Raw genomic sequence first — 10636 nt, forward strand, 5'->3', positions numbered from 1 at the left:
CATCTCCACCTTTGGAATCCATGATATATAATTGTGGTGTACCGGCCCGATCGGAGTTGAAAACAATTTTTTGTCCATCCGGCGACCAGGAGGGTGAGGTATCGATGGCCTGGTTATCGGTCAAACGGATCGGGTGTGAACCGTGCAGATCACGAACATAGATCTCTGGGTTGCCATCCATGCTCAGGGTAAAGGCCATGCGTCGGCCATCCGGGGACCAGGAGGGAGCGCTGTTCAGACCAGGATAATCGCTCAAAACCGAGGATCCTCCACCCAACAGACTGAGGCGGGCAATGCGTGGTGCGCCACTTTCATAGGTGATATAGAAAAGACTGTCGCCATCGGGAGAAAAGCGTGGGGTCAGCACCAGATCTTTGCCCTGAGTCAAATCGACGCGGTTGGCGCCATCTTGATCCATTATACTGATCTGTTTGCTGTTTCCCCTGTGCGAGACAAAAGAGATGCGCGAGGTAAAATAGCCCGATTCACCGGTCAAACGGGTATAGATCTCATCGGCCACCCGGTGCGCCACATGACGCCAGTTGCGTGATGCGGCGGAAAAACGTTTCCCTTTGCCAATCAGATTGCCTTGGAACACATCATAAAGGAAAAAGTCAACGACTACCTGATCCCCTTCCTGGCGTGCGGCTCCGGAGACCAGAGCTTCGGCATTGATGACCCGCCACTCCCGAAATTGTGGGCCATTTTTCCAGAGATGATCCGGCATCTGCAAAAAGGCACCTTTGCTGATGGGGCGAAACAGGCCGGAGCGTTCCAAATCAGCGGTAACCACTTCGGCTACCTGACTGCCCATGGTACCTCCGCCACTCACCTGACCATCGCCTGCCAGATTGACAAAAGAGGGGATGGCAATCGGCAGTGGTGTCAATCCTCCTTTGGTGATATCAATGCGAATACCACCGGCCAGGGCAGAGCTGCTGGCAAACAGCAGCAGCAACAGCAACAGCACTCCTTGCCTGTGGATGGCAAAGTGACAAACAGCCTGAACGCAACGGATAAAAAACATGGTCGTTACCTCACAGAAGCTTTTCAGCAACATGGAGAGTCAATTTGCCCAACAAATTGGTATAGCTACCCAACTCATTGTCATACCAGCCATAGGTGACGGCCTGGGTGACTGGCACCTCCAGGGTATGCGAGGGAATCATATCGCGCATCTCTGGAGTCAAATGAGGCACGCGATCCAGATTGACACGGGTATAGGCGGTGCGGGTATGGGTCTCTGCGCCTTCGATAACAGCGGCGGCCATGGGAAAACCAATCATATCAGCAGAGACATTTTGCGCAGCACTGTATACCAAATAGCCGGCACAGGAACCCTCTGCTGCCTCTTGATAGACCCGATTGATATCAGTGCGATTGATGGGGTTATCCCGGCTTTCTGATTGCATATTCAAGGTCAGGATAATCAGCGAACCGGTAGCGGTAGGCACACGCACCGATTCGGCCATCATGCCAATTTCAGCCATCTCCGGCAATACCAGCCGCAAGGCTTTGGCGGCACCGGTGGTGGTCAAAATCAGGTTATTGAGGACACTACGATTTTTACGCAGATCTGAGGCATTGGCGCTGGGCAGGGCATCCAGAACCACTTGACTGCTGGTTGAAGCATGCACAGTCACCATGGATGCGGATAGGATACGGTCGGCACCAAAATGGTCCAGAATGGGCTTCATCATGAAGGCCAGGCAGGTGGTGGTGCAGGAGGCAGCCGAAATCAAGGTATGCTGTCCCGGAATATACATCTCATCGTTGACCCCCATGACCACGGTAGTGGCATCATCGGGCATGGCAATGCCGCTGCTTTTGATTTTGAAGGGGGCGGAGAGCAACACCTTTTCGGCACCGGCATCCAGATGGCCGCGCAAAGCACCATTTCCTGCATCAGCCGATGCGGTTGGATCAACAAATACCCCTGTACAATCGACTACCAGACGCACCCCATGTTGACGCCAACCAATATCACGGGGGTTGCGTTGATGGCGCAAAAAATGAACCGGTATGCCATTGATAACCATGCGTCCGCTGTTTTCATCCAGCTCTTCGATCACTCTCTGCCCGTGATAACCGTGCAGAAACTGTGTTAATCGTCCGTATGTGCTGTCATGCTCGACTACGTGAGCCAGATCTGCCAAGCTTTTGCCAACCGGACGGCCCACATTGATGACAATTTCATCAAACGTTTTGTTTGCCAGGTGGTACCATAAAGAGAGCTTACCTATCCGGCCCATGCCATTGATGCCCAGTTTCATGAACGCCTCATTGTTGTTGACGATGGAACGCGCGCAACCCACACTCCATGAGTTACGTGAAATTATTTATTGTATGTCAGAAATCCCTCGTCACGCAACCCACAGAAATAAAAAATCGCCAGGAGAGCGAAAGCCGAGACAGGAAGCGGTATGGGGATTATCTTGCTTTTTTGCCCATGCCGGGCTAGAGTTCGCTGAGAAGAGGAGTGCAAGAGCAGTTTGCTGAGGATTTTCAAGTGGGGAAGGTTCCATGCTTTTTTTAAAATTGCTTGAAAAAATACCATTTTTTGCCAACTTTACCACGGAACATAAACGCATGTTGGCGGAATCGGCCTCCTTTTTTGTTCCTTTCAAAAAAGGTGATGTGTTGATTCGTGAAGGAAGCTTTGACAACACTTTGTATATTGTGGTCAAGGGAGCGGTCATGGTCAGCAAATCGGGGGTTCCGGGAGAGATATTGGCTACTTTGCCGGCGGGATCGGTTATTGGTGAAATCGCCTTTTTGACCAACCGCATCCGTACCACCACCGTTACGGCTCTGGAGGACAGCATCTGTTTTGCCATTGATCGCAAAGCCATGGAGGAGTTGGAATTTGCCATTCAACTGCAATTCAAAGATGAACTGATCAATATCTTGATCGGCCACTTGGACCGCACCAACGTCACCCTGGTTGACAGCAAGCGTGATGGCAAAGGACAAGTACACGGCGATGAGTGATCTTCTTGCAAAAGGTGCCCGTTTTTTTCTGAAATTGCTGGAGAGTTTTGAGCAGACAGCGGTGGAAGAGCCACCTTTATTGTCGGCCTGCAGCAACGAATTGACCAAACCGGAGTGCCGTTGCGATACACCGGATCGCTATGAATATGTCATCATTGCCAATCGCGGTATCATCGCCTCGATGGTGATCCAGGAGGCACACAAGGCGGGAAAACGGGTATTTGTCTTATGGGAACAAGAGGATCTACCCTATTTTGATCATCTGCTGGACAATGATAATGGTGACATTGTTCTGCCGGTTTTGACCTATAAGGATAGCCGTAACAAGGGTGAAGAGCGGGAAGATATTCAGGTCATCCGCCGGGTGCGGGAGATGATCGAATCCATGAATATTGATCCCAAAACAGTAGCGATTCACCCTGGATATGGTTTCAACTCGGAAGATCCCGAATGGAATGCTGCCGCCAGCCGATATTTTAAGATTCTCGCCCCCTCCCCTGCCTGGATCGAATTGTTGGGCAATAAAATGGAGGCCAATCGTTTTTGTCAGGAGACAGCGATTCCCCTGCCAATCAGTTCCGGTGATGTAAAAACCCGCAGTGAGGCACGGACCTTTTTCCGACGCTATCAGACCACTGTGCAACGCTTTTTATTCAAGGATTGTTTTGGCGGAGGCGGCAAAGGTCAATTGGAGGTGGATGCCTCTGTACCTGAAGAGGAGTTTTTGAATCTGTTTGAGCAGTTTGCTGCGCGCCATCCCTCGTTCATCATCAACGAATTTGTGGTCTCCAATCGCCATATCGAAATGCAGGTGATGATCGACAAAGAGGGGAGCATTCGTTTTGGTCCGATGCGCGATTGCACTCTGCAACGGGGCAAACAAAAGATTATTGAAGAGATCGCCATTGGCATCACTGCCGAACAGGTGCAGTTTCTGCGGGAAAATATTACAGCATTTTTTCAAAAAGGGGCGGAAAAGCTGGGCCATCCCTATGAAGGTCTGGCCACCTTTGAAATGATGTATCTGCCTTTGGAAAAGCGTTTTTATTTTTTGGAGGTCAATACCCGCATTCAGGTGGAACATCCGGTTTCAGGTCATCAGGGAGGCATTCAGTTTATCCAAACCCAGTTTGATATTGCCGAAGGCAAGCGGCTCAAGTCACAAGTGGAATTGGATGCGGAGGCCAACGCGCGCGGGGGACATACCATGGAGGCGCGCATCTGCTTTGAGCGCTTTTTATCCGCCTCCGAACGGGAAGCCTTCAAAAAAACCATGGGTGTGGATATTGTCACCGTTCCCGAAGCCGGGCAGCCGATTCATGTGTTGGAGTTGCCTGCTGGTCGGGATGTTACCGTCTATATGGACCATCGTTTGGATGGCGGTGATGATCGGCAAACAGGACGGATGCCCAACAAACAGTATGACTCGATGGTGATTCAAATTGTGGCACGGGGTGTCGATCGGGATGCTGCCCGTCGGCGTCTGATTTCTGCTGTGGAAACCTTGCAGGTGCATGGTTTGCAAACCAATCAGGCTTTTGTTTTGGCTCTGTTACGCCATCCGCTTTTTATCCGCGGGGCCAGTACCTCTGACCAACCGGTGGTACAAGAGGCGATGGCGCAGACCGTTCAATTTTCCGAACGCGCTTTTTATCACCGTGAACAAATGGCGCGGCGCCACAAACAAGAGCAACAAACCCGGCAACTTTTGCAATCAATCGCCAACCGCGAGTTGGCCTTGCCCGAAGGATTGACCAAACTGGATCTACCCTATCTGTTTGCCTCCCGCCTGGGTCATCTCAAGCCAACCACCAGTCATATTCGTCAACTGCTGGCCGACATGGATCTTTCGGCAGAGGAGCTGCGTGCCTCGGAAGAGCGTGTGGTGATCCATTGGCCATTGGGTCTATTGGTACATGATCTTCTGGATACCTTTGGTGCTTTCGGGGTGCATCTGGAAACTCACCATTCCAGTCGTCCGCAAGCCCGTTTCTCAGTGCCTTGTCGTATTCAACCATTGTTTTTATGCTATCTCCAGCAGTACGCTGATGATCGTGCGACCTGAAAGCTTGTGAATACATTGTGACCAGCAGCACGCGGCCAGGTACGGCGCCCACCAATCCGCAACGCCGCCGCATGGTCACAGAGTAGATTGAAGCACAAGCTCTGGTCGCCCATGACCAAAAACTGTTGAGAAGCTCTCAATAAATCTTGCAAATAGCAAAGCTGTAAAGAGTGCAACTCCAATTTTGTAAATGTTGCACCCCTCCGTTGCTCCTAAAAAAGTGTGGGAACTGAACCACAACAGCTCCCAGAAAGAAGATTCTGGCAGAAGACAACCCCTCTTCTGCTTGCCACATTATGTTGATGAAATGGTGTTTGAGAGGAGGTGGCATATGCTTCGTTTGAAGCGCTTTTTGCCGGCGGCATTTTTTGGCTTGGTGGGATTGATCTCCCTGCTCAGCATGACGTTGCATTATCACTCCTCATCGCGCTCTGCAGAAGAGGCGGCCCACGCCACTTTGAACCATATTGGGCGACGCACGGTAGAAAAGATTGTGGGTTTTTTATCTCCTGCAGCGGCCATTGTGCAGTTGAATGCCCATCTGTTGGCTTTGGAAAGCGAAAGTCAATTTTTACACCGTTTCAACCAATTGACCTGGCGTCAATTGGCACTCTATCCACAGTTCAGCCTGGTCTATTTTGGTGATCGACAGGGTAATCATTGGCTCAACAAGCGTGAACGGGATGGGACAATTCGTACCCGTGAAGTGCATCGGCTGGATGATTCAGCCGCCAGTCGTGCGGCATTACGAGAGGCTGCCCGCTTGAACTCTCCAGAGCAGATTGCTGCTCTGCTTGCCCCCTATCTGGAGACCCGTTGGTATGGCCACACAGAAAATGGCGCTTTGCTCAAGCAGGAAACGGTATATGATTTTAATTATGATCCCCGTTTGCGCCCCTGGTATTCGGGCGCCTTGAATGTGGATAATCTCTATTGGACCAATGTTTATACTTGGCTGGATGTCTTCAAGGGTCAACATCTGTCACAGGTTGGTATTACCGTCTCCATGCCGGTCAAACAGGCTGGTCAGATGTTAGGGGTGGCGGGAATTGATATTACCCTGAAGGATATTTCGGAATTTTTGGCACATTTGGAGATCAGTCCGCATGGTCGGGTGTTTATCTTCAACAACCAGGGTGAGACGGTCGCTTTGAGTGACTTTGCAGCGGTGATACGTAAAGCGACAGATGGAACGCTGCAATTAAATCGGATGATTCAGGTGGCGGATCCGGTGATAGTCGCCTCTTACCGGCAAGCGCTTGGTGCAGCGGCTGACCATGAGGGAGAGGGAATACGATCACCCATTACGGAAAAATATTTTACTTTTCATGATAATGGAGAGCGCTATTTCGCCTATTATGCCCCGATAACCCTGGAACCGGCTTTGCATTGGACCATTGGGGTGGTTGTTCCTGAACAGGATTTTTTGGCTGAGGCCAATAAAACGTTGTGGCGTACCTTGCTGATTTCCGCAATCAGTTTGCTTGTGGTGCTGTTGATTGGCATGCGTATTGGCCAGAGCATTATGCAGTCCTTTTCCTATCTGCTCAGCGAGGCACGTCGTATCAGTGAGTTGGATTTGCGCCCTTCGTCTCCTGTCAAAACCCTGTTTGTTGAATTTCAAGAGTTGACCGACCGATTTATCCGCATGAAAGAGGAGTTGCGGGAGATGGTGGAGGTGCTCTCTGGACAGACAGCACAACTGAATCAATCGGCCAACGAGCTCTCTGGGGTGGCGAGCAACATGGCGGATGAGTCAGAAAAGATGCGCACCGGGGCCAATCGCATTGCCAGCAGTACCACACAAATGAGTGGCAATATGAATGCCATCTCTTCGGAAATGCAGGAGATGAATCAATCGATCCGTGGAGTATTTCACTCGGTTGATTTGATGAACCTGAACATGAATACCATTGCCACAACAGCAGAAGAGAGCAGTGATCGTTTGCGGCGTCTGGTGTTGGTGGGAGCCGATGCCAATAGCAATATGGCGCATGTCAAGGAAGCGGCACAACGTACCAGCAACAATGTGACCAGTATGGCACAGGCCATTGAGCAGATGAACAATGCCCTGCATGCGGTGCGGGCCCGTTGTGAATCGGCCAGTCAGGAGTCAAAACGGGTCAGTGCCCAGGCAAGCGGCAACTCGGTGGCGATGGAAAAATTGGATAGTGCGGCCAAAGAGATAGGCAATGTGGTGCATGTAATCAATCGCATAGCCGGGCAAACCAGCATGTTGGCCTTGAATGCAGCCATTGAGGCATCACGAGCTGGCGAGATGGGCAAGGGATTTGCAGTGGTTTCCAATGAAGTCAAAGCATTGGCGCAACAGACTGCCAATGCCACGCAGATGATTGCCCAATGGGTTGAGCAAATTCGCCTGAAGACCGATGATGTGGTTGCTGCTTTTCACAGCATGACCGCCGGTTTGGCACACATCAATCACTCCAATGACAGCATATTGGGCTCTGTGGATGAGCAGAGCAGTTCTATTGAAGAGATCACACAGGTGATGCGTCTCTCCTCCGAAGAGACCGATGCGGTCACCCATCGCGTGGGTGAATCGGCACAAAATATGGATCAGGTTGCGCAGGCCATGACGCACATTTCCAAGGGAATTACCGAAGTTGCGCACCATGTGGCAGAGGCATCCAACGAGATCTCCGGAATGGCCAACAGCATAGCAGGAATTTCGGAAGGATCGGTTACTATTGGCAATAACGTCAATGCTGCCTTTCAATCTTCCCAAGAGATTGTCCGCGCGATGGAGGAGATGCACACCTCTATTGTCGATGTACAGGAGGTCAGTGATACAGTGCGACAGCGTGCGCAACAGGTATCACACATTGGCGCTGAGATGCGTCTATTGTTAGATAAATTTCATTATTAACGATAGCGACTCGTGTTTTGGCGCAAATATTGCGTAAAATATTTTCGTCTGGTAAAAGAAGGAATTTTTTTGCTGATGAATCGCAAAAAAGCAATCAAAACAAACCTTCTGCTCTATTCATCACATTGACACCCAAGACGGAATCGGCTATCTAAACAAGCAGGCAGTTAATATTATAGTGACTTTCACATTCCGGGCAAAAGGGGAGGGCTCACCATTACCAAAAGGTGAGTTAAATGGTATGGAGCAATCAATGACTAAAGCAGACATCGTCGAAGCCGTTTATCGGGAGATCGGTGTTGCCAAAAAGGAGGCGGCCATTATCGTGGACACGGTGTTTGAAGCCATCCGTGCCAAACTGGAGGGCGGAGAGTCCGTAAAAATTTCCCGCTTCGGCAACTTTAATATTCGCAATAAGGTGCCGCGCCGTGGCCGCAACCCAAAAACCGGTGAAGAGATTGAAATCACTGCACGCAAGGTGTTGACCTTCAAACCCAGCCAAATCCTGCGTGAGCGGGTACGGGATGGGCAAACCGATTAGTGCTGTTTGAATCAGAATGAGTGGCGCGGTTTGCAGGTCGGCATAAAGAGCGATTCCGCAACATGGGATCGAAGAGTTGTAATCTGTTTGTCAAAATGGATGGATGCTCATGCCTGCCGAAACAGGATTGGATTATCAGCGCGCCAGAAAAAACATGGTGCAGGAACAGTTGCTGCAGCGACAGATCCATGATCCGCGCGTGTTGCGGATAATGGGTCAGTTGCCGCGACATCTTTTTGTCGATGAGGCACTGGCCGGTTTGGCCTATACACAAGCCACTTTGCCCATAGGCAAGGGACAAACCTTGTCGCAACCCTATACGGTAGCCCGCATGACTGAGGCTCTCTTGTTGACGGGTGATGAAGAGATATTGGAGATTGGTACGGGTTCAGGCTATCAAACCGCTGTCTTGGCTGCCTTGAGCCGACGTGTGTTTACCATTGAGCGCATACCGGGATTGGCAGAGTTGGCACGTCAACGTTTGCGCCGCCTGGGATTTCACAATGTCAGCTACCGGATTGGGGATGGGACTCTTGGCTGGCCAGAGTTGCGGCAATTTGACCGTATTCTGGTGGCTGCCGGCACACCTATCGTACCAGAAAATTTGACCAAACAGTTGACCATCGGCGGCTCATTGTTGATTCCCGAGGGCGATGAACACAAGCAACAGTTGTTGCGAATCGTCAAGCTCAACGCCGAGACATTGCAACGAGAAGTTTTAGAAAATTGTCGTTTTGTACCATTGGTAGGAGCACAGGGATGGCGCGAACAGAGCAAGCCGGTTCGTCCTGTTGTGGCAAAAACCAATAGTACACCCTGGTGGAAACCGGAAAGAGGGGGAGTGGAGAGGTCCGAGCGGAATTATCCGCGCGAACCGATTTAGTAGCATGACAGGGATGAATCCAGAAGAGCACTCTCCTGGATTGCCTACTCTTTGCGTTTGATTGATCAGGGAGAAAGAGAATGATTGCGACCGCACTGCGGGAACGACGTTCGGAGACCATTCGCCAGGCTTTGGCCGAACAGGGTTTGGTCAATGCCGGGCATATCCATCTGGACTATTCGACACCAGAATTGGTCGAACAGGTGATTCAGCGCAAAGAGGGGCGGCTGGCTGTAGGGGGTGCTGTTGTGGTGGGCACAGGCATCTATACCGGTCGCTCTGCCAACGATAAATATATTGTCGAAGAGCCATCCAGCCGCGAGCAGGTTGCCTGGGGCAAAACCAATCGTCCTTTTAGTCCAGAAAATTATGAACGGCTGCGGCGCCGGGTCATGGCCTTCCTGCAAGAGCGAGATCTGTTTATTCAAGAGTGCCGCGCCGGAGCCGACCCCCGTTTTCAACAGCGTGTACGGGTGATCACCCAATGGGCGTGGCAGGCGATGTTTGCCCGCAATCTGTTTATTCATCCACGCACTTTCAATGAGATGATTCAGGAACCGGATTATACGGTGATCGTTGTTCCTGGTTTCAAAGCGCATCCGCAAGAGGATGGTACCCGTTCGGAAGTATTCATCATCTTTCATCCTGGACGCCGAGAGATATTGATTGGTGGGACGGGTTATGCCGGTGAGATCAAAAAATCGATCTTTACAGTGATGAACTATTTGATGCCCCAACGCGGGGTATTGCCGATGCACTGCAGTGCCAATATCGGGGTGGATAATGATTGTGCCATCTTTTTTGGTCTCTCCGGGACTGGCAAAACCACCTTATCGACCGATCCAGAACGACGCATGATTGGTGATGATGAGCATGGCTGGTCGGATCAGGGCATTTTTAATTTTGAGGGTGGTTGTTATGCCAAAGTGATCAATCTGTCGGCACATGCGGAACCGGAGATTTGGGGATGTACACGTCGCTTTGGGACAGTTTTGGAAAATGTGGTGATGGATCCGGTCAGTAGGCGGGTTGATTTGTATGACAGCCAGTTTACGGAAAACACCCGTGCTGCCTATCCTCTCACCTCTTTGACCAACATTCAGGCCAACAGCATGGGGGAACATCCCAAGCATGTCATTTTATTGGCTGCCGATGCTTTTGGCGTGTTGCCACCGGTTGCCCAACTCAGCAACGAACAGGCAATGTATCATTTTCTTTCGGGATATACGGCAAAACTGGCTGGTACCGAAGTGGGTTTAACCACAC

At 50.8% G+C, this 10636-nt stretch carries 6 protein-coding genes and 3 pseudogenes; 7 read left to right on the forward strand and 2 right to left on the reverse strand.

All coding sequences use genetic code 11. The annotated features are described in order from the left end of the window. Together tolB and EJP87_RS09885 are read right to left on the reverse strand one after the other, a co-directional pair. A partial coding sequence (gene tolB, locus EJP87_RS09880) for a Tol-Pal system beta propeller repeat protein TolB (protein ID WP_193771278.1) occupies positions 1-1027 on the reverse strand: 1027 nt, incomplete at its 3' end. 10 nt (positions 1028-1037) lie between these two features. After that, positions 1038-2273 carry a type I glyceraldehyde-3-phosphate dehydrogenase gene (locus EJP87_RS09885; RefSeq protein ID WP_130471706.1) on the reverse strand — a complete coding sequence of 412 codons (1236 nt, stop codon included), beginning with the start codon at positions 2271-2273 and terminating at the stop codon, positions 1038-1040. Between the two features lie 250 nt (positions 2274-2523). On the opposite strand from EJP87_RS09885, the gene EJP87_RS09890 reads away from it, so the two are divergent. From EJP87_RS09890 to EJP87_RS09915, 7 genes and pseudogenes are all read left to right on the forward strand, one after another. Then, positions 2524-2991 carry a Crp/Fnr family transcriptional regulator gene (locus EJP87_RS09890; RefSeq protein WP_130471707.1) on the forward strand — a complete coding sequence of 156 codons (468 nt, stop codon included), beginning with the start codon at positions 2524-2526 and terminating at the stop codon, positions 2989-2991. Continuing rightward, complete coding sequence (locus tag EJP87_RS09895) at positions 2984-5056, forward strand: ATP-binding protein (protein WP_193771279.1); 2073 nt, start codon at positions 2984-2986, stop codon at positions 5054-5056. Before EJP87_RS09890 ends, EJP87_RS09895 begins: the two co-directional genes overlap by 8 nt. A gap of 400 nt (positions 5057-5456) precedes the next feature. After that, a pseudogene (locus tag EJP87_RS19005) lies at positions 5457-6452 on the forward strand (PDC sensor domain-containing protein); the annotation flags it as partial. 714 nt (positions 6453-7166) lie between these two features. Continuing rightward, positions 7167-7946: pseudogene (locus EJP87_RS19010) on the forward strand (methyl-accepting chemotaxis protein); the annotation flags it as partial. A 253-nt stretch (positions 7947-8199) separates the two neighbouring features. Further along, positions 8200-8487 (forward strand): integration host factor subunit alpha, encoded by a 288-nt coding sequence (locus tag EJP87_RS09905; RefSeq protein ID WP_130471710.1) that lies wholly within the window; start codon positions 8200-8202, stop codon positions 8485-8487. A gap of 127 nt (positions 8488-8614) precedes the next feature. Then, a pseudogene (locus EJP87_RS09910) lies at positions 8615-9250 on the forward strand (protein-L-isoaspartate(D-aspartate) O-methyltransferase); the annotation flags it as partial. Between the two features lie 200 nt (positions 9251-9450). Continuing rightward, positions 9451-10636: phosphoenolpyruvate carboxykinase (ATP) (locus tag EJP87_RS09915; RefSeq protein WP_130471711.1), on the forward strand; the 1186-nt coding region annotated here is incomplete at its 3' end.

The organism is Candidatus Magnetaquicoccus inordinatus, from assembly GCF_004217665.1.
GTDB lineage: Bacteria > Pseudomonadota > Magnetococcia > Magnetococcales > Magnetaquicoccaceae > Magnetaquicoccus > Magnetaquicoccus inordinatus.